Genomic DNA, 19,861 nt, shown 5'->3' with positions numbered 1-19,861 from the left:
TGATTCTATATCATAAAGGAGCATCTTCATTATGTCGCAATTCGAAAATGTAACAGTCGTCAAAAAAGCCAACGTCTACTTTGACGGCAAAGTCACAAGCCGCGCGGTTCTCTTCGCCGACGGAACGAAAAAAACGCTGGGCATTATGCTGCCGGGCGACTATGAGTTCGGTACAGATTGCGTCGAGATTATGGAAATCCTCGCAGGCGATCTGAAAGTGCTGCTGCCAGGCGAGACAGAATGGCGCCATATTCAAGGCGAAGGTGAGTTCACGGTGCCGGCTAACACGAAGTTCAAGCTTCAAGTTGCCGAAGTCACGGACTACTGCTGCTCGTATATTTACGAATAAGCCGGAATCGGAACAAGGCCGTATCGCATGTGCGATGCGGCCTTCTCCATATGCATGCTGCCGCTGATGCAAAAGAGTCGGATTTTTGTGACATTCGGGGCCGTATTCGCGTTGTGCCGCATGGGGCATATGGGCTAAAGTAGTAGCATGTACAATAGTCTCTTGCGTACCTATGAAGGAGGATTTATCCACGATGAAACAAAGAAACTATACCCCGGTTGTCGCAGTGCTCACGGTTGTCATTGTAGCGCTTGTGGCGATTCTGTTCTTCCTGCCGGCTTATGACGGCGAGGTTGGATTCGACGTGAAGATATTGCCGCTGCTGAACGCGATCTTCAACAGCTTTACGTTCCTGGCGCTGCTTGTTGCTTTAGTGGCTATAATGAAAAAGAACGTGCGCATGCACCGTACCTTTATCGGGCTTGCCTTCGGGACGACGACGCTGTTCCTGGTGTCCTATGTCACGTACCATTACTTGACGGAATCGACGCCTTATGGCGGCGAAGGCATTCTGAAGTCCATTTATCTCTTTATTCTGCTGACGCATATCGTACTGGCGATTGTTGTTGTGCCGCTTGCGCTGCTCTCGCTGGCGAGAGGCATCTCGGGCCAGGTAGAGAAGCACCGCAAAATCGCGCGCTGGACGATGCCGATCTGGCTATATGTAAGCTTGACGGGCGTTATTGTCTATCTGATGATCTCACCGTACTATTAAGCCCCTGAAGATACATCGTCTTCATTTAGATTTCACGTACGATAAGCTTGTTTTTGGGATGATTATTCGCTATTCTTAATGAAAAGTTGAACGCCGCGTTCTTATCGGACGCGGCAGCTTTGTACATTTTAGGAGGTTGTTATCACGATGAGCAATACGGTAAAGTTCGATTACAGCAAAGCGTTGTCTTTCGTTGGACAGCATGAAATCGATTATTTGACGGATCAAGTTCGTCTGGCGCATGACCAGCTTCATAACGGCACAGGCGCAGGCTCGGATTACCTGGGCTGGATCGACCTGCCTTCGAATTACGATAAAGAAGAGTTCGCGCGCATCAAGAAAGCGGCGGAGAAAATTCAAAGCAATTCCGAAGTGCTGATCGTGATCGGCATCGGCGGCTCTTATCTGGGCGCGCGCGCAGCGATCGAGATGCTGTCGCATTCGTTCTACAACGTGCAGTCGAAGGAACAGCGCAAGACGCCTCAAGTGCTGTTCGCTGGCAACAATATCAGCTCTACATATGTAACGCATCTGTTGCAATTGCTTGAGGGCAGAGACTGGTCGATCAATGTTATCTCCAAATCCGGCACAACGACGGAGCCTGCGATTGCATTCCGCATTTTCCGCGCTGAGCTGGAGAAGAAATATGGCAAGGAAGAGGCGCGCAAGCGCATCTACGCGACTACGGACAAGGAGAAGGGCGCTCTGAAGAAGCTTTCGAACGAAGAAGGCTATGAGTCCTTTGTTATTCCGGACGACGTAGGCGGACGTTATTCCGTTCTGACGGCTGTTGGCTTGCTGCCGATCGCTGTTGCGGGCATCGATATCGATTCCATGATGAAAGGCGCTGCTGACGCATCCGCGGTGTATGCGAACCCGAACCTGGCTGAGAACGAAGCTTACCAATACGCTGCAGTGCGCAATGCGCTGTACCGCAAAGGCAAAGCAACAGAAATTCTCGTCAACTACGAGCCTTCCCTGCACTTCGTATCGGAGTGGTGGAAGCAGCTGTACGGCGAGAGCGAAGGCAAGGATTACAAGGGCATCTACCCTGCGTCCGTCGACTTCTCGACTGACTTGCACTCCATGGGCCAATTCATCCAGGAAGGCAACCGCAACATCTTCGAAACGGTTATTCAAGTTGGCGAAGTAGCGGAGCATATCACGATCCAGCATGACGCGGACGACCTGGACGGACTGAACTTCCTGACGGGCAAAACAATGGATTTTGTCAACAAAAAAGCGTTCGAAGGTACGCTTCTTGCACATACAGACGGTCAAGTTCCGAACCTGATCGTGAACATTGCCGACATGACGCCATACACATTCGGCTACCTGGTCTACTTCTTCGAGAAAGCTTGCGGCATCAGCGGCTACCTGCTGGGCGTGAATCCATTCGACCAGCCGGGCGTTGAAGCGTACAAGAAGAACATGTTCGCATTGCTGGGCAAGCCTGGCTTCGAGAAGGAAAAAGCCGAGCTTGAAGCTCGCCTGTAATCGGCGCCGGCCGGGAGCATTCGGCTTATGCTGAAGAGATACAGGACGGTTAGAGCGGAAGCGAATGCGGAGGTCGTGATCAAGCGATCCCGCTTTATCGGCCATGCGAAGCCTGTGGAGACGGAGGAGGAGGCAGTCGCTTTTATCGAAGAGATAAAGAGGCTGCACCGCACCGCCACCCATAACTGCTCCGCTTATATGGTCGGCGAGCGCGACCAGCACCAGAAGGCCTCCGATGACGGGGAGCCAAGCGGCACGGCGGGCAAGCCTATTCTTGAGGTCATCAAGAACAAAGGCCTCAAAAACGTCGCAGTCGTCGTTACCCGCTACTTCGGCGGTATTATGCTGGGGGCTGGCGGCCTTGTCCGTGCTTATACGGACGGGGCGGTGGCTGGCATTGAGGCGGCGGACGAGATCGAGCTCGTCTTGCACCGGGAAGTGTACGTCGAGGTTGACTATACGTGGTACGGGAAGCTTGAGAACGAGCTTCACGGCCGCGGCACGCGCCTTGGCGGGACGGAGTTCAGCGACAAAGTCATCGTCCTGTGCTTGCCGGAGGTGCCGGAAGCGGACGCCTTTATCGCGTGGATGACCGATCTCACGCAAGGCCAGGCCATCATTCGCACGGGTGAGGAACGGTATTACATTGAGGGTGAGTGAAAATGAAGACACTGTCTGAACTATTTTAGGAGTTCAGAAAGTGTCTTTTTTTGCTTGTACGTAGGAAGTTTATGGTACGATAGCAGTGAGATTGGAAAATTGATGAGTGAAGGGCATAGACAAGCGATGCAATTATAGGAGAAAAACGAATGAAGGCTTATAGGAATATTCAAATACACACTGAAGGAAGTTATTTGAGAACTACTAACTTATCGCCACTGACTGGCTATGATGTAAAAATACTCAATCAAGGAAATAATCAGGATTGCATGAGGTTTTTAAAGTACTTTATTGACTATTGCATCGATTATAAACCGCAAATCAAACCGGATCAAACTATTTCCTACTACTCCTGGCTAGTAAAACTTATTAATTCTTCTACAGCTGTATTGACTATACAAGAAGCGAAAGATAATGGAGAAGGCTTTACAGAAGGTATTAGTTATGCAAGCAAAGTCATTAGAGAGCAAGAAGAGATATGTAGGATTTATGATGTTAGTCCGGTTTTTCCGCAATTTAGCCAAAACATTGTCATTTCAAAAGGGGTTTATGAAGGGTTGGGTATTGACGCAGTAAGATACTCTTCTCCCGAGCACTTGACGGGTTGGTGGCTGACAACAGATTTATATGATGACAATACAGACTCATTAATGAATGTGCATTACTTTCATATTGCCTTTAAAAGACCGGACTTATTAAAGTATTTTGCTTTGCCATGCGGGTTTAGACTTTATATCACCGATACAGCAGAAGACATCTGGTTCGATGAAAATGTTTGTTGTGAATTAGAAACTTGAATGCGCTGCGTATCATTTAACGGGTTAATATGGTAAGTGAATTTAGAAATTGACTGGGGAGGTGCGATGTCACCATTCAATCGGCAACCCCTTTTGATTGTTCATATTATCAAATACATGGAATGGATATTTCAGTGTTAGAACTATTATTGGATAGGTTTGATGCTAACTTGGACAAAAAGAAGCAATTAGAGAGCTAAAGTTCAAAGTAAGGTCAGCGCTAAATGGATTCAATTACACAAATAGTAAGCAGGTGATGTATGGAATTCATAAAAAACTATCACTATATCATTGATAAGTTGCCCTTTTTCAGAGTGAAAGACGTAAGATTGGTTGTAAGTGTTAGTTACTATATTGATTATAACGAATATTATGATGAGGTATCCTACTTAGAAATAGGATATATTTTAGACTCTACTACCGAAATTAAAAAGCATAGGCTCTTGCTAAAATTCCATGAAGTTAAATCTTTAAGTCTTTCAGGATTTGGCGGAGCATTCAATCAAATAATGGGGTTTAATATAACGGATATGGGAGATCATAAATGGGATAATGAGCAAAGGTATTACGTTCACGATTATGAAAATGACATAATGAAATTTTACTGCAAATCAGTTGAAGTTTTGTCAATTGAGGAACTATAACATGATGGTGATGATGGAATATGGCAATTTCATAGGGGTAATGATGCTGATATGGAAGATGATATAGTGGTCGTACTTGATGAAATTTACTACCAGTTACTGGAATTGCAGATTTGCCATTAGGGATGGCTGCATAGCGGGAAGATAAATTCAGTCCTTGGAAGAGGGAGCGATCTAAGTCTTTGGAGATTTTTTGCATTCCAGCATCCCATTTGACATACTCAACCTTTGAAGAGGGGAAGGAGCGAGATGCATTCCTTGAAAACTTTAAATGAGCTAGTTTTACAGCAAGAATCTACATGGCTGATGGTACAGGAATGGGTTACAAAAGCTACGAATAATGTTGAGATTCTTCCCGCTAATAAACAAGATGCCAGCAAAGTGTTACATCAACTTCAAGTTACAACTAAGTCTTTCTTGGGGGTTGTTTCATACTATACTGGTGGTATTTTAGTTGAGCATGGTTGGTTGCGTTTTTTAGGTTCTGGCAGTGACAGACTACCTAGAAGTTTGACAAGCTGGAATGGGTTTGATTCGACTGGTAAAAGCCCAAGAATGCAATCATCCATACTGATTGCTGATGATGCAGTCGGTGGCTTTTATGCGATGAATGGTAGTGCTTTTGAAGGTAAACCCGGTGAAATTTATTATCTCGCCCCAGATACTTTAGAGTGGGAAAGTCTTGATATGCAGTATTCAGATTTTTTGAAATGGGCTTTTCTTGGGGATGTAAGAAAATATTATGAATCATTCCAATGGGATAATTGGGTAGAAGATGTAAGTCGTTTGGATGGTGACAAAGGTATTCTAATTTATCCTTTTCTGTGGGCAGAGGGGAAAGCTTCAGCCAATCGAACAAGGGCAATCGTACCAATTGAAGAGTTATGGAACGTAAATATGGTGAATAGAGAGAATCTTGGAATCCAATAACATTTCCAAGGGAACTAGAGTTTGAATCGCTATGGTTAAATGATATCGCCCCAGTGAATATTTACTTCAATTAGTTTAATAACAATATTAATCGCATTTATTCTTACAAGGAGTAGTTAGAAATGGACGTTCTTGAAATCATTGAAAAGGTTAAGGGCATGCCTGACTGCACGGTACTGCCACCTAAAGGGCTTCCACAGATTGAGGTGAATGTGAGAATTCCAGATGACTTACAAAAATTTTATGAGTCATGTGGAGGACTTATCTTATTTCAACATGCCGACTATCAGGTCAATATTTTATCCCCTCAAGATTTTGTTCTCGCTAATCCTGTAATAATCGGGGAAATGTGCGAGGAAGACATTTCTTCCAATTGGTACATTATTGCAAGTGATAGTAGTGGTGAATATCTTACAATCGACCTTAAGCCTCTTCGAATAGGTAAATGTTATGATAGTTTCTTTGATAGGCATGGTGTTGTGGGTGAGACCCAAATTATCGCAATGTCTTTTACAGAATTATTAAATAAACTTATTCAAAGTAAAGGTCAGTACTGGTACTGGTTGGATAAGAATTTTGTTTCATTAGGCGATGCGTATGGTTTAATTTAATTTTATAGATTTAAAGCAGAGATCTTGAATGGCTTATTTCTTCAGGGACAGGTATCAAATTTATGGGGGTAGGTATGAAAAAAGAAGAAATTGATGATTTGTTAAAAAATATGGATAAAGAAGTTAGTCAACTTGATCCACCATCTCCAAGTAATTGGAAGCAACTCGAATTAAAATTCAATTGCAGTTTTAATGAGGAATTTCGCTATTTCATTGAATTAATGGCGAAGTATTCATTACCTGGTGAAGTACTTAATGTTTCTACGGGTATGACAAATCGTAACGATACTATTGAGATCACCTATGATTATGAAATGAATTTGGGAAGATGGAATGCTGATTATATTCCATTTTACAGTATTGGCAACGGTGATTACTTTTGTCTTAATTCTAGAGAGTGTCCTCACTCACCTGTTTTTTACTTCTATCATGATGAATGCCGAGTGGAGAAATACTCAAATAATTTTACAGAATGGTTAGAAGGGTTATCAGAATTTCTTGGGTAAAACCTGAAACAGAAGTAGAAATACATGATCATAAAACTACTCTGCTAATATTCAAACAACTGATTCCTCTAGGTGTTGTTAATATAATAGCAGAACGATATTTCGGTTGGTCTGGACGTTATTTTTGTATTTTGGCAAAGAACTTTTTAGTTGTCACGGAAAAAGCATTTGAAATTATATCAATGCATACTTTGAATAATCGCGATGAAAGAGAACTATCTGAGTAGTTATTAGAAACCTTGATTGGCTTTGTGCTTTTCAAGGTTTCTTTTTTGGGGAGGGGTGATGAATGAACTCATTATTCAATAACATCGTGTCATTCAAGGATTTCTTAAATGGAAACTACTACCTTGAGTCGAATGCTGCTGATTATAATGTTGGTAGTAAGTCGAGGCTTAAGGGCTGAAGAACGTAAATATTGAACATAGCAGCAAAAGTAGGAAAGGAATACCCAAGGAATAACCTAATTGACTCTAATTTGACAGATAAAGATGGAAGAACTATTTTATTATTATTATTACGCTAACTCCATTCTATCAGGGATAAATCAGGAGGAGCTTTACTAGTTTCGAAAGGAATACGGGAGAACAGAGCTAACGATCTTATTGATTAGTAGGAGGAACTTTCGATGAGCTTGGAAAATTATAATAAGGCTCTGGAATTAATGAGCAAAAACAAAACTATTTGTTATTTTGCTGGGGCGCGAACCGAAGAATTGATTTGTCTTGCAGAGGAAGCTATAGGCTATGAGTTTTCTCCCATCTATCGTAATTTTATAAAGAAATTTGGGGCAGGAAATTTCGGCAGTCAGGAAATTTACGGGGTTATCGATGAGGATTTTGAAAACTCTTCAGTCCCAGACGCTATTTGGTACACCTTAATGGAACGTGAAGAAATTAATTTGCCAGACAATTTGCTTGTCATTTACGATTCTGGTGGTGAGGAACTATTTTGCTTAGATTTCTCCAACGTTAACGAAGAGAATGAACCCCCAATTGTTTCGTTTATTGCTGGACAATCACTAAGTACTCAAAAAAATGAGACGGTGGCAAGCGACTTTGGGGATTTTTTGCTATGTCTCGTGAAAAAAGAAATTGAAGATTAGTTTTCGTTATTTCGACCTTGATTGGCTCTATGCCATTAAAAATTTCTTTTTTAGAAAGGGGACGAATGAACCCTTAATTCAGCCAATAACACATATAACCCATTTAATACTCGTATAAAGATTTCGCCATTTTGTTTGTAGGCACGAGGTTGAGAAAGGAGGCAAGCTATTTGAAATATATTAATAATTACAATATATTTACTGAAAGATTGAATGTTCTTGGCTCTTGGTCGTATGAGGAAATCGTCGGTATTAAATATGATATTGACATTGATTATGAAGGTAATTATATTACAACAATTGATTTGGTTTTCTTTCTTTCAGTTATAAAAACGAAACAACGCTTTAGACTGAAGGTTAGGTATCATAATGTTTCTGAACTTTCTTTAAGACAAGTCACAAATTTATATTTAACGGATAGCTTGATCATACATGATAAAAGTGAACAGGGGTGGGATCTTAATCAAAGGTATCATGTTCATGATGATAGCGGATATGGAGACAACGATGGATATAACTTTATTAATTTTCATTGTAGTTCGATTGAAGCTATTACATTGGAAGAATTCTAATTTGACATTAAACTGAGGTCTCTTAGATGGAGCTACCCAGTGCCGAATGAATTCATCATTTAAGTAATAACATACCTCACTTCCTGAAGAAATGCTTGGTTAAGGATTTGCTCGAAGTTATCGAGAAATTATAAAAAAATATGATTCAGGTGGAATTTGTGGGGCGGAGGTCTAAGGAGTTCAAGGGAATCTGGGGCTTCTGTCGTAAAAGCAACTGAAAGATTTGAGAGTGTATATGATGAGTTACGTATGCGCGTGCGGGTCATTCGTATCTTTCCAAACCAAGCGGTTGTAGTGTGAATGACCGGTTCCGTACTCAAGGAGATGGAGGCTCACTGGGAGTCTAACCGAACCTACATGGACATAACAGCATACCATGATTGGTGCAAAACCTCTAACTTTTTTAGACAACGTAGATGGGATTTTACACATAATTATGGACTTGACCGAAAAATCTGCTGTAGCGTCACCAGAACCGCTTAAACCGCACCAGTCGCCGAAAATTCTGCTGTAACGACGCCAGAACCGCTTAATCCGCCTCACACGCCGAAAAATCTGCTGTAGCGTCACCAGAACCGCTTAAACCGCACCAGTCGCCGAAAAATCTGCTGCAGTGTCGTCAGAACCGCTTAACCCGCCACAGCCGCCGAAAAATCTGCTGTAGCGTCGTCAGAACCGCTTAACCCGCCACAGCCGCCGAAAAATCTGCTGTAGCGTCGTCAGAACCGCTTAACCCGCCACAGCCGCCGAAAAATCTGCTGTAGCGACGCCAGAACCGCTTAAACCGCCCCAGCCGCCGAAAATTCTGCTGTAACGTCACCAGAACCGCTTAATCCGCCCCAGCCGCTGAAAATTCTGCTGTAACGTCGCCAGAACCGCTTAATCCGCCCCAGCCGCTGAAAATTCTGCTGTAGCGATGCCAGAACCGCTTAAACCGCCTCGAACGGCGGAAATTCTGCTGCAGTGATGGCAGAACCGCTTAATCCGCCGCGGACGCCGAAGATTCTGCTGTAGCGTCGCCAGAACCGCTTAATCCGCCCTACTACTCAAAACAGCGCTATATCTATGCGTCTTGCCCCAGAATCTCGCCTCAACTCTTCCTATCACCCGAATTCTCCCCAATGCTTAAAAAATATTAATCTCCCAACCCCTTCATTCGACTCTACCAAAAGTCGACATTTAACTAGAGGGGTTGTATAATTATCGTGATCTATATCGATTAATGGTGGTGACTTGTATTTTTTACGCACTTGCTTTAGTAATGTCGTTTCTAATCGTATATGTGTTGATTCCGCCGTTCAGCCGGCTGGCGTTCAAGCTTGATTTTGTGGACAAGCCCCGGAAGAACGTAGAGCGCAAGCTGCACCGCGAGCCAATCCCGCTAACGGCCAGCTACGCCATCTTTATTGGCTTTTTTATTACGTATATCGCGGTTGCTAGAGAGATAAATTGGGAGACCGGCGCCTTGTTCCTGGGTGGCGTTCTGCTGCTTACTATAGGCACGATCGACGACTGGTATAAGACGAAGGGCAAGGACTTCCCGGCGCTTCCCAAGATGCTGGTGCAAGTGTCGGCAGCCGTATTGGTGTACCTGTCTGGCAACGTATTTACCGGGTTCTTCAATCCGTTCTCCGGCGAATATGTGGTGCTGCCGGTTATTCTCCAATTCGTATTAACGATTCTCTGGATCTTCGGCGTGACAACGGTTATCAACTTCTCTGACGGTCTGGACGGTCTCGCAGGAGGCTTATCCGCGATCTCCGGCATTACTCTGTTTGTGGTGGCGCTAACGATGGGGCAATCGAACTCTGCGATGATGGCGATTATTCTGGTCGGGGTTACGCTGGCGTATCTGCGTTTCAACAAACCGCCCGCCAAGGTGTTTATGGGCGATGCGGGAGCGACGTTCCTGGGCTTCCTGCTGGCGGTTATTGCGCTGGATGGCGCGTTCAAGCAGGCCACAGTGCTGTCGCTATTCATTCCGATTCTGGCGATCGGCGTGCCGATCTTCGACAACATCTTTGTTGTCATTAAGCGGTTCCTGCAAGGCAAAGCGATTTATGAAGCCGACGCAAGCCAGGTTCATTACCGGCTGCTGCGCGCAGGCCTGAACAATAAGCAAGCGCTAATGGTGCTATGCCTGGTGAGTACATGCTTCGGCCTGTCATCGATCATTCTGATGCTGGTCCAAATCTAAGCAAATTCAATCCCTGTGGGGCTGTTCCGGGGTCGATTCCATCGACCTTGGGACAGCCTCTTTTGCATTCGGGCTCGACATTTCCCCTGAGGGACATGCTATAATACGTGCATTATCGCTCCGACAGCTTGTCATTTACCTCAGAATTGGAGGGGCTTACATGAAGCGGCTAGTGCAGATGCTTGTGAAGAGACTGATGGACCGCCGGTTTTTTACGAAAATATTTATTTCGATTTCGATCGTTTCGTTCATCGGGGTATTCAGTCTCGTCTATATTTATCAGCAGTATTATCAGGACATGATTACGGACAACGAGCTGGACCGGACGCAGCGGTCCATTAATCAGGCCGGCTATAATTTGGACAACCAGCTGCGCCGGGTGGTGCAGAACGTTCAGTATTTCTTTTACTATTCGGAGAATAGCGTGGAGATCGAAGACGCTTCAGATATTGAGCGGCTGCAGCATAAGCTGGAAGCGTTCCGGACGCAATACTCCAGCGAGCTGGAGTCGGTGTTCCTGTTCATCAAGGAGGATGGAGCGGACGGGCAGGAGACAATCATTCATGACACGGGCCTTGACCGTGTGCCCGATATCGATTATCACAATCAGACGTGGTACAAGCAATTTCTTGCCCAAGAGACGGACATCTGGTCGAAGCCGACGAAGGAGCATCTCTTCTACCAGGACCGATCCTATACCTCGATCTATCTGATGATGGGCAAATATGATATGGACGGCCGCGACGGCATGCTTGTCGTCAGGCTGAACGGCAAGATGTTCAGCGATGCGTTCCGCTTGCTTGCAACCAATGACCTCATGCTAGAGCTGAAGGACGCGAAGGGGCATATCGTCTATTCGTCCTTCCCGGACGGCTCGGGCTCGGGCGACGCCATGTACTTGAAGACGGAATCCAAGCTGAGCTACAGCGGCTTCGATGTACAGGCGTATACGAACAAAAAGGCGATTATTGATAAGGTGCGGCAGATTCAGATCGTTCATCCGCTTGTGATTATCGTTATTTTGCTCATAACGCTCGTGATGTCGTTCCTGCTCACCTGGATGCTGACGCAGCCGATCAAGAAGCTGCTGCAGCTGATGAAGAAGGTCGAGATCGGCGATCTGGATGTCCGATTCACGAGCAAATATACGGATGAGATCGGCCTGCTTGGCCGGAATTTCAACAAGATGCTTGCCAATCTGTCCGAGATGATCGACAGAGTGTATGTCGTGGAGATGGAGAAGATCAATGCGGAGGTCAAGCAGAAGGACGCTATGCTGCTGGCGATGCAGCATCAGATCAATCCTCACTTTCTGTACAACACGCTTGAGGTGATCAATTGCCAGGCAATTCTTCACGAAGCGCCGCCGATTAGCCGGATGAGCCGGGCGATGGCGGAATTCTTCCGCTATACGATCAACAATCCGAAGGCAGAGGTGGAGCTGCGCACGGAGATCGAGCATGTGCGGACCTATCTGGACATCCAGCGGGAGCGCTATCCCGATATCGAGATTGATATGGACGGGCTGGAGCCGTTCGGGGGCTATCCCATTGTGAAGCTGACGCTGCAGCCGATTGTAGAGAATGCTTTTCTGTATGCGTTTATGGGTGAGAGGGACTACTATCTGAAAATTTATGCGGAGGATTGCGACGTAGAGACGTATGCCCTCTATATCGAGGACAACGGTCAGGGGATGGACGAGCAGGCGATGGAAGCGATGAATCATCTCTTTGAAAGCGAGGCGGATGAGGTGCCGGAGCAGGATGAAAGCCGGAGCCGGGGCATTGGGCTGTTGAATGTCCAGCACAGAATCAGGCTGCATTATGGCAAAGGCTATGGCCTGTATCTGGAGGAATCATTAACGGGCGGTGTCACCGTACGCATCAAGCTGCCGAAGGAGGGCAAGGACTATGAAAATCTTAATCGTTGACGATGAGGTCGTCATTCGCAGGGGCATAATCAAGCTGCTGGAGCAGTCCGGCGGCAGCATGATCGAGATTGACGAGGCGCGCAACGGCGAGGAAGCGTTAATGTGCATCGGCCTCAGCAAGCCGGATATGATTCTGACGGATATCCAGATGCCGGTAATGGACGGGCTGCAGCTGATTGCCAGAGTGCGGGAGCGGCATCCGGACATAGCGATTGTCGTGCTGAGCGGCTATGCGGAGTTCCAGTATGTGCAGCAGGCGCTGCGCCATCAAGTGTCCGATTATCTGCTCAAGCCGGTGACGGCGGAGATGCTGCAGGAGGTGATCTCGCGCGTTCTGCTGAGCGATCCCTCGAAGTGGATGGCGAGCATGAATGCGGCCAGCATCCGCCTGATGAAGGACACCGTCGCGATGCTGGTCAAAAGCGTCATGGCCGAAAACAAAACCGAATGCGACACGCTGATAGACGCTTGGGGCGCTCATCTGCGCGAGGGCGATTATTCGCTGCTGGAGATGAAGCGGATTATGGGGCACTTCGGACTGGCCTTCCGGGCGGAGCTGCTGCTCGTGCATAAGCGGTCTGCAGGTGATGAGGGCAATCCCGCTTCGAGGCCCGCTGCTGCGCTGGAGGATTTGCTTCGGAACTGGAAGGACTATATCTCCGGGATCATCAGTGTCGTAGCGGACAGCCGCGCGCCTCGCAACAAGCGCGTAGTAGAGGATGCGATCGCGATGATTGGCCGCGAGTATGGCGATGCATCCTTGAATTTGTCCATGCTTGCGGAGCATGGCGGTTTAAGCACGGCTTATTTGAGCAAAATATTCCGTGAGGTCATGAAGAAGCCCATTACGCAGTATATCAGCGAATTTCGGCTGGAGAAGGCCAGAGAGCTGCTGCTGCAGGAGGAATCGGCCAAAATCAACCTGATCGCGGAGCAATGCGGCTTTAACGACTACCCCTATTTCTCGAAAATATTCAAAAAATATTACGGTGTGCCACCGCTGGAATATAAAGAAAAAAATAGCAGCCAAGTGTAACGAACCTTCACATGAAGGTTTGTTTTTTGTTTAAAAAGCGTAGTTTAGTTTTCAGAAGACAAGAGCGGACGTTCCAATACATTGTTGAAACCGCTTTACCGGTCTATTATTTAAACTATCCCTACCGGGCACAAAGAAAAATACGGTAGAGAGCGTCAAGTTAGCTTACACAAATCAAAGACAGAGGAGTGTCAGGTAATGTTGAAAAGATGGACACAAATCGTGGCGCTGGTTATGATCGTCGCGATGATCTCCGCATGCGGAGCAGGCAATGGGGGCAATGGAACGGGCAAAGGGAACGGCAATGAAGGCAGCGGGAACGGAGGAGCGCCAAGCGGCGCGACGGATACGCTGGAGGCTTGGGGCGAGACGATCAAGAGCCAGTACGGCGGAGATACGCTGAATCTCGCATTTGCGAGCCATCCGTCCACGGAGTCGTTCCAGAAGCTGACCAGCGACTTCGAGAAGCTGACAGGCATCAAAGTGAAGTGGGAAGTGATGGAGGAGACGTACCTGAAGAACAAGCAGCTGCTTGATTACACAGGCAAAACAGGCAGCTACGATGTGCTGATGGTCGACGGCTTCTGGATGAGCGAATACGGCGCCAAGAAGGTTGTCGAGCCGCTGGACGCTTATCTGTCCGACGAGAACAAGACGCCGGCATGGTTCGATTACGAGGATATCGTACCGGCATACCGCAACGGCATCAGCAAGTACGACGGCAGCGTCTACGGCATTCCGACCGCTGGCGAGACGCGGTTCATCGCTTACCGCAAGGACTTGTTCGACAAGTACGGCAAGCAGCCGCCGGCTACGATGGATGAATTCCTGGAGCTGGCGAAGTTTTTCAACGGCAAGGAAGACGGCCTATATGGCGTATCCATGAGAGCGCAGCGCGGCGTTCACGCGGCATCGGGCTTGATGACGATCATGTACAACTTCGGCGGCGGCTTCCTGAATCAGCAAAGCGGCGAAGTGACCATGAACGATCCGAAGACGGTTGAAGCGTTCCAGTTCTACGTAGACCTGCTGAAGAATGCGCCGAAGGATGTCGTGTCCTACACGCATGAAGAAGCGTTGTCGGCTTTCATGACGGGCAAAACGGCGATGTGGCTGGACGCAACGGCGCTGGCGAAGCGGATTCTCGATCCGGCAAGCTCGCAAGTGTATGACAAGGTTGGCTTCGCGCCGACGCCGGAAGGCCCGGAAGGAAAGGCAAGCGCGCTTGCAGGCTGGAATATGTCGATCTCGTCGCAATCGAAAAACAAAGATGCGGCATGGGCATTCATCGTCTATATGAACAGCAAGGAAAATGCAAAAGCCTATGTCGACGGTGGCGGCGTGCCGGTCAGAACGTCGATCTACGAAAATCAGGAGCTGGTAGCGGCTGACCCGTCCTATCCGGTACAGCTGGCCGCACTCAACGATGCGAACGTGCTGGTAGAGAAGGGCATCTCCTGGATTCCGCCGCATGAGAAGCTGGGCCAGATTCTGGACCGCGTCGGCTACTATGTGAGCGCGGCGATGTTCGGAGAGATGACGGTGCCAGATGCGGCAGCGAAAGCGCAGACAGAGCTTGAAGATATAACGCAATAACGGAACTGGCGGCCGGGCCGCGCTAGGTGAGGCGGTCCGGCCAGTTCATCAGCAAGGAAGGTGGCATCCATGATTCGCTCTTACTTTGAGAAACGGCCTCATCTGATTTACATTATGCCCGCCATCATCATTCTCGGCGCGCTCACGATCATACCTACGATATTCTTATATGGATTAAGTGTAACGAATTACGAGCTTGGCTATCCGACCTTCGATTTCGTCGGTCTTGAAAACTATATCCGGCTGTTCTCCGGCAAGGATGCGGAATTCTGGTATTCCGTCGGCATCAGCCTCGGCTTTATGCTTCTGGCGACGGTCACTCAGCTCGCCTTAGGCTTCTGGCTGGCGGTGCTGCTGGACCGGGAATTCAAGCTGAAATTTCTTGTCTTCGCCTGCATGATCGTACCGGTGGCTATGACGCCGAGCATTACCGGTCAAGTGTGGAAGCTGATGATGAACGCAGAATATGGCGTGCTCAATTACTTCCTTCAGTTTTTTGGCGGCAAGGTCGTCTGGCTCTCCGGCGAAAATGCATTCTGGTCGACACTGCTCGTGGACATCTGGCAGAACACGCCGTTCGTAGCGCTGATCATCTATGCGGGCATGCGCTCGCTGCCGACCGATCCGTACGAGGCTGCTGCCATTGATGGTGCGAACAAGCTGCAGATCTTCCGCAACATTACGCTGCCGCTGCTGTGGCCAATGATTTTGCTGGCGGTTATATTCCGGGCGATCGACTCGCTCAAGATGTTCGACATTCCGTATTCGCTCACGCAGGGCGGACCGGGCAGCTCTACAGAGTTTCTGAGCCTCCATATCTACAGGCTCGGCTTTGCGGGAACGGGCTGGATCGGGCGTTCGGCTGCCGTATCGGTCGTGCTGCTTATCCTGACGACCGTGATCAGCATGATTCTGATCAGGCTCTATCGGAAAGGAGTGGAGAATAAAGGATGAATCCGCTAGGAAATAAAAAGCTGACGGTGGTGACGGCCGTACTTCTCCTTATCGTATCGGTTGTCTGCATCTTCCCGTTCATCTGGATGATGATTATCAGCCTGAAGACAGGGACGCAGACGTACGATCCGAGCATATGGTTTTTTTCGCCGACATTCGAGAACTACAAGAACATTTTTGAAAACCGGCATGCGGTTGATTATTTGAAAAACAGCTCCATTGTCGTGCTGCTGACGACGTTCATCTCGATCTTCATCGGCGGGATGGCCGCGTACGGATTTGCGAGATTCGAATTCAAGAAGAAGGAGAACCGCGCATTCTGGGTGCTGAGCCTGCGGATGCTGCCGCCGATGGCGTCGGTCATTCCGATCTTCGTCATGGCGAGCCTGCTCGGCATTCTGGACACGCATCTGGTGCTGATCATCTGCTACATGCTGTTCAACATTCCGTTCACAATCTGGATGATGCGCAGCTTCTTCGAGGAAATTCCGGTAGCGCTGGAGGAAGCGGCATTTGTCGACGGGGCGTCGCGATTCCAGGTATTCATTCGCATTATCTTGCCGCTGGCAACGCCGGGACTGATCGCAACCTCGATCTTCTGCATCATCAATTCCTGGAATGAGTTCGTATTCGCGCTCTTCCTGACAAGCTCCGATGCAAGCACGCTGCCGACGACGGTAACCTTGTTCCTGTCCGTAAGCGGTGTCGTATGGGGCGAGATGTCCGCAATCGGCATTGTGACGATCCTGCCGGTATTGCTCTTTGCGATGATTGTGCAGAAATATATGATCCGCGGCCTGACCTTTGGCGGCGTGAAATAATAGCTTCTCCTATACTAGCGACACAACAGATAATGAAAGGCGATGACAAGGATGAAAAAAGTCAGAATGGGTATTGTTGGAGCAGGAACTTGGGGAGAGACGCATGCTTACATTTATAATGATCATCCGGGTGCTGAAGTAGCGGCAATCTGCGATATGAACAGAGAGCGCGCTGCAGCGCTTGCGGCGAAGTTCAACATTCCGGAATCCGGCATCTTCACCGATCATACAGAGATGCTGCAGCGCGCCGACATCGACGCCGTTGCGATTGTGACGCCGGACTTCGCCCATACCCGCATCGCCGTCGATTGCGCCAATGCTGGCAAGCATTTCATTATCGAGAAGCCTCTGACGACTACGCGCGAGGAAGCGCTGGAGATTGTCGAGGCGGTAGAGAAGAGCGGCGTGCGCATGATGGTCGACCTTCACAGCCGGTGGAGCCCGCTGTTCGCCATTCCGAAGCAATCAATCATGGACGGCGAGATTGGCGAGCCATACAGCGCTTACTACCGTCTGAACGATATCAAATGGGTCGCTACCGATCTGCTCCCGTGGGCAGCGAAGTCCTCGATTCTCTGGTTCCTCGGCTATCATAGCGTAGATGTGCTGCGCTGGCTGTTCAACGATGAAGTGGAGCGGGTATACGCCGTATCCAGAGACGGCGTGCTGAAGCAGGAAGGCGTCGATACCGTCGATATCTACCAGACCATTCTGGAATTCCGCGGCGGCGGCATCGCCACGATGGAGAATGGCTGGATTACGCCGAATACGAATCCGAACGTCAATGATATGAAGCTGAACATTACCGGCACCAAAGGGATGTTCAACATCGATCCGACGCACAGCCAGATGATGGAGCGGTTCACGGAGACGAAGGCCGACCGGCCGGATATGCTGGTGCGCCACTTCATTCACGGCAAGCCGAAAGGCTTCGCTTATGAGAGCATCCGCCACTTCGTCGACCATCTGATTACAGGCGAGCCGTTCTACGTGACAATGGAAGATGCCTTTAACACAACGATGGTCATTCTGGCGATTATGGAATCGGCTAAGACAAGAACGCCGGTAAACGTGCAATATATGTAAGAAAAAATAGAAGCAAGCCATGGCCGCTGCCGATCAACGCAGCGGTCATGGCTTTTTTCGCTTTGCATATATTGGTATAAAGAAAGGCTATCGAATTTATCATTTTTTCTTAAATAACCATTGACTTCCTTCTCGGGTGAATGCTACATTATTAATACCTAGTAAGTTAATAGGAATTGTGTAATTAGGCGGTTTAACACCTGCGGCTCGAGCCGATGGTTTGGAGGTTAAGTTATCGTGAATGCCATGTTTCGTGGAAGAGGATGGAGCTTCGGATTTCGAACAGCCATTATTCTTTATTTTATCTGTCTCATTGTATTGCCCATCTTCGGCATTTATACGCAATCCTTTTCGCTCGGCTGGATGCCGTTCTGGGAGAGCGTCTCCGATCCGCTTGCATGGAAGGCTGTGCTTCTCACGGTGAAGCTGGCTGTCATCGCGACCTTGATCAATATGGCTCTCGGCACGATGATCGGCTGGGTGCTCATTCGCTACCGTTTTCCTGGAAGAAGCTTCTTGAACAGCCTGGTCGATTTGCCTTTTGCTTTGCCAACCGCTGTAGGAGGGCTGCTGATCTTGCTGCTGCTCGGGCCTAACAGTCTAGTAGGCTCGCTAGCTTCATCGGTCGGCATCGAGATTGTATTTCATGAACCGGCTATCGTCATTGCAATGCTTTTTGTTACATTCCCCTTCGTTATTCGCGCGATCCAGCCGCTGCTGGAGGAGCTTGACAAGTCCGAGGAGGAAGCTTCCTATACGCTTGGGGCATCCAAGGCGAAGACGTTCTTCAGCGTCATTCTGCCCACGATGCTGCCCGGCATTCTGAGCGGAGCCATGCTGGCATTCTCCAGGGGACTGGCGGAGTTCGGCGCAGTCGTGCTCGTCGCCGGCAATATCCCGGGGAAGACGCTTGTGGCCTCGGTCTATATATTTGGAGAAATCGAAAGCAACAATCCGCAAGGCGCTGCGGCCGTGTCGGTTATGCTGCTGACGCTGTCATTCCTCATTCTATGGCTGGTCAATGTCCTGCAAGCTAGGAGGACCGGCGCATGACGATAAGAAGAACCTGGATTTGGCTTACGTATCTTGTTTTTGCCCTGCTGCTTATCGCGCCTCTCGTGAAGATTGTGCTGGGCGCTTGGGAGAACGGCATTCAAGGCCTGATTGACGGCCTGACGCGTCCTGAGGCGCTGCACGCGCTGATGATGACCGGAATAATTGTCGTTGTCGTGACGATTATCAACACCGGCTTTGGCATTATGCTTGCCCTGTATCTGGTGCGGGCCCAGTGGATCGGCCCAAGGATGAAACGGCTGCTTAACAGCATTGTTGACTTGCCGTTCGCGGTATCGCCGGTTATCGGCGGATTGATGATTGTGTTATTGCTGGGTCCTCAGACCGTAATCGGCGCTTTATTCGAGGATGCCGGCTTAAAGATTGTATATGCGCTGCCAGGCATGATTCTTGCGACCTTATTCGTGACGTTCCCGATTATGGTGCGGGAGGTTATGCCGGTGCTTCAGGAGATCGGCGCCCAACAGGAAGAAGCGGCGTCGACGCTAGGCGCTTATTCGTGGTATACGTTCTGGAAAGTAACATGGCCGTCCATTCGCTGGGGCGTCATCTACGGCGTCGTATTGACGGTGGCAAGGTCGCTCGGCGAATTCGGCGCGGTGCTGGTCGTCTCGGGCAATATCATGAACAAGACGCAGACCGCAACGACGCTTGTCTATCAGGACGTCGAGAATTTCAACGTAGTGGCCGCCAACGGAATCGCGCTTGTGCTTGCGGCTTTCTCCGTAGGCCTGCTGCTTCTGATGGAATGGGCCAAAAAACGAAAGGAAGTGCATTAGGA

The 19,861-nt window shown here is 48.4% G+C and carries 20 protein-coding genes; all 20 read left to right on the top strand.

Annotated elements, in window-relative coordinates; translation table 11 throughout:
* Positions 1 to 31 precede the first annotated feature (31 nt).
* The 20 genes from ppnP (at position 32) to D3P09_RS06650 (ending at position 19,859) form a co-directional block, all read left to right on the top strand.
* Positions 32 to 349, top strand: a complete 318-nt coding sequence (gene ppnP / locus D3P09_RS06750; RefSeq protein ID WP_120108218.1) for a pyrimidine/purine nucleoside phosphorylase — start codon at positions 32 to 34, stop codon at positions 347 to 349.
* Between the two features lie 193 nt (positions 350 to 542).
* Positions 543 to 1,064: a DUF420 domain-containing protein gene (locus D3P09_RS06745; protein ID WP_243643924.1), complete on the top strand. Its 522-nt coding sequence runs from the start codon at positions 543 to 545 to the stop codon at positions 1,062 to 1,064.
* A gap of 147 nt (positions 1,065 to 1,211) precedes the next feature.
* Positions 1,212 to 2,561 (top strand): glucose-6-phosphate isomerase, encoded by a 1,350-nt coding sequence (locus D3P09_RS06740; RefSeq protein ID WP_120108214.1) that lies wholly within the window; start codon positions 1,212 to 1,214, stop codon positions 2,559 to 2,561.
* A gap of 27 nt (positions 2,562 to 2,588) precedes the next feature.
* Entirely contained in the window at positions 2,589 to 3,221 is a 633-nt protein-coding gene (locus D3P09_RS06735) for a YigZ family protein (RefSeq protein WP_120108212.1), read from the top strand.
* A 149-nt stretch (positions 3,222 to 3,370) separates the two neighbouring features.
* Positions 3,371 to 4,018, top strand: coding sequence for an immunity protein Imm33 domain-containing protein (locus D3P09_RS27875; protein WP_207892449.1), 648 nt, complete (start codon positions 3,371 to 3,373; stop codon positions 4,016 to 4,018).
* Positions 4,019 to 4,278: 260 nt separating this feature from the next.
* Positions 4,279 to 4,662, top strand: a complete 384-nt coding sequence (locus D3P09_RS06725) for a hypothetical protein (RefSeq protein WP_120108211.1) — start codon at positions 4,279 to 4,281, stop codon at positions 4,660 to 4,662.
* A 258-nt stretch (positions 4,663 to 4,920) separates the two neighbouring features.
* Entirely contained in the window at positions 4,921 to 5,592 is a 672-nt protein-coding gene (locus tag D3P09_RS06720) for a DUF2625 family protein (RefSeq protein ID WP_120108592.1), read from the top strand.
* A 122-nt stretch (positions 5,593 to 5,714) separates the two neighbouring features.
* A complete protein-coding gene (locus D3P09_RS06715) occupies positions 5,715 to 6,203 on the top strand; it encodes an SMI1/KNR4 family protein (protein ID WP_120108209.1) in 489 nt (162 codons plus the stop codon).
* Positions 6,204 to 6,277: 74 nt separating this feature from the next.
* The gene (locus D3P09_RS06710; protein ID WP_120108207.1) at positions 6,278 to 6,709 is read left to right on the top strand and encodes an SMI1/KNR4 family protein; all 432 of its coding nucleotides are present in this window, start codon (positions 6,278 to 6,280) and stop codon (positions 6,707 to 6,709) included.
* A 628-nt stretch (positions 6,710 to 7,337) separates the two neighbouring features.
* A complete protein-coding gene (locus tag D3P09_RS06705) occupies positions 7,338 to 7,814 on the top strand; it encodes an SMI1/KNR4 family protein (RefSeq protein ID WP_120108206.1) in 477 nt (158 codons plus the stop codon).
* A gap of 170 nt (positions 7,815 to 7,984) precedes the next feature.
* Entirely contained in the window at positions 7,985 to 8,386 is a 402-nt protein-coding gene (locus D3P09_RS06700; protein WP_120108204.1) for a hypothetical protein, read from the top strand.
* Positions 8,387 to 9,608: 1,222 nt separating this feature from the next.
* Positions 9,609 to 10,583 carry an MraY family glycosyltransferase gene (locus D3P09_RS06690; protein WP_207892460.1) on the top strand — a complete coding sequence of 325 codons (975 nt, stop codon included), beginning with the start codon at positions 9,609 to 9,611 and terminating at the stop codon, positions 10,581 to 10,583.
* A 160-nt stretch (positions 10,584 to 10,743) separates the two neighbouring features.
* Positions 10,744 to 12,513, top strand: coding sequence for a sensor histidine kinase (locus D3P09_RS06685; RefSeq protein ID WP_120108202.1), 1,770 nt, complete (start codon positions 10,744 to 10,746; stop codon positions 12,511 to 12,513).
* Complete coding sequence (locus D3P09_RS06680; RefSeq protein WP_120108201.1) at positions 12,494 to 13,549, top strand: response regulator transcription factor; 1,056 nt, start codon at positions 12,494 to 12,496, stop codon at positions 13,547 to 13,549. The genes D3P09_RS06685 and D3P09_RS06680 overlap by 20 nt, the downstream gene beginning before the upstream one ends.
* Positions 13,550 to 13,747: 198 nt before the next feature.
* Positions 13,748 to 15,145, top strand: a complete 1,398-nt coding sequence (locus D3P09_RS06675; RefSeq protein ID WP_120108199.1) for an extracellular solute-binding protein — start codon at positions 13,748 to 13,750, stop codon at positions 15,143 to 15,145.
* Positions 15,146 to 15,214: 69 nt separating this feature from the next.
* Positions 15,215 to 16,099 (top strand): carbohydrate ABC transporter permease, encoded by an 885-nt coding sequence (locus D3P09_RS06670; RefSeq protein WP_120108197.1) that lies wholly within the window; start codon positions 15,215 to 15,217, stop codon positions 16,097 to 16,099.
* On the top strand, positions 16,096 to 16,920 hold the full coding sequence (locus D3P09_RS06665) for a carbohydrate ABC transporter permease (protein ID WP_120108195.1): 825 nt from the start codon (positions 16,096 to 16,098) through the stop codon (positions 16,918 to 16,920). Before D3P09_RS06670 ends, D3P09_RS06665 begins: the two co-directional genes overlap by 4 nt.
* 51 nt (positions 16,921 to 16,971) lie before the next feature.
* Positions 16,972 to 18,006 (top strand): Gfo/Idh/MocA family protein, encoded by a 1,035-nt coding sequence (locus tag D3P09_RS06660; protein WP_207892448.1) that lies wholly within the window; start codon positions 16,972 to 16,974, stop codon positions 18,004 to 18,006.
* A gap of 246 nt (positions 18,007 to 18,252) precedes the next feature.
* Complete coding sequence (gene cysT, locus D3P09_RS06655) at positions 18,253 to 19,059, top strand: sulfate ABC transporter permease subunit CysT (protein ID WP_120108589.1); 807 nt, start codon at positions 18,253 to 18,255, stop codon at positions 19,057 to 19,059.
* 2 nt (positions 19,060 to 19,061) lie between these two features.
* Positions 19,062 to 19,859, top strand: a complete 798-nt coding sequence (locus D3P09_RS06650; protein WP_120108587.1) for a sulfate ABC transporter permease subunit — start codon at positions 19,062 to 19,064, stop codon at positions 19,857 to 19,859.
* The last annotated feature ends 2 nt before the right edge of the window (positions 19,860 to 19,861 follow it).

This window comes from Paenibacillus pinisoli, assembly GCF_003605435.1.
Lineage (GTDB): Bacteria > Bacillota > Bacilli > Paenibacillales > Paenibacillaceae > Pristimantibacillus > Pristimantibacillus pinisoli.
This window is presented reverse-complemented; position numbering and strand designations above follow the sequence as displayed.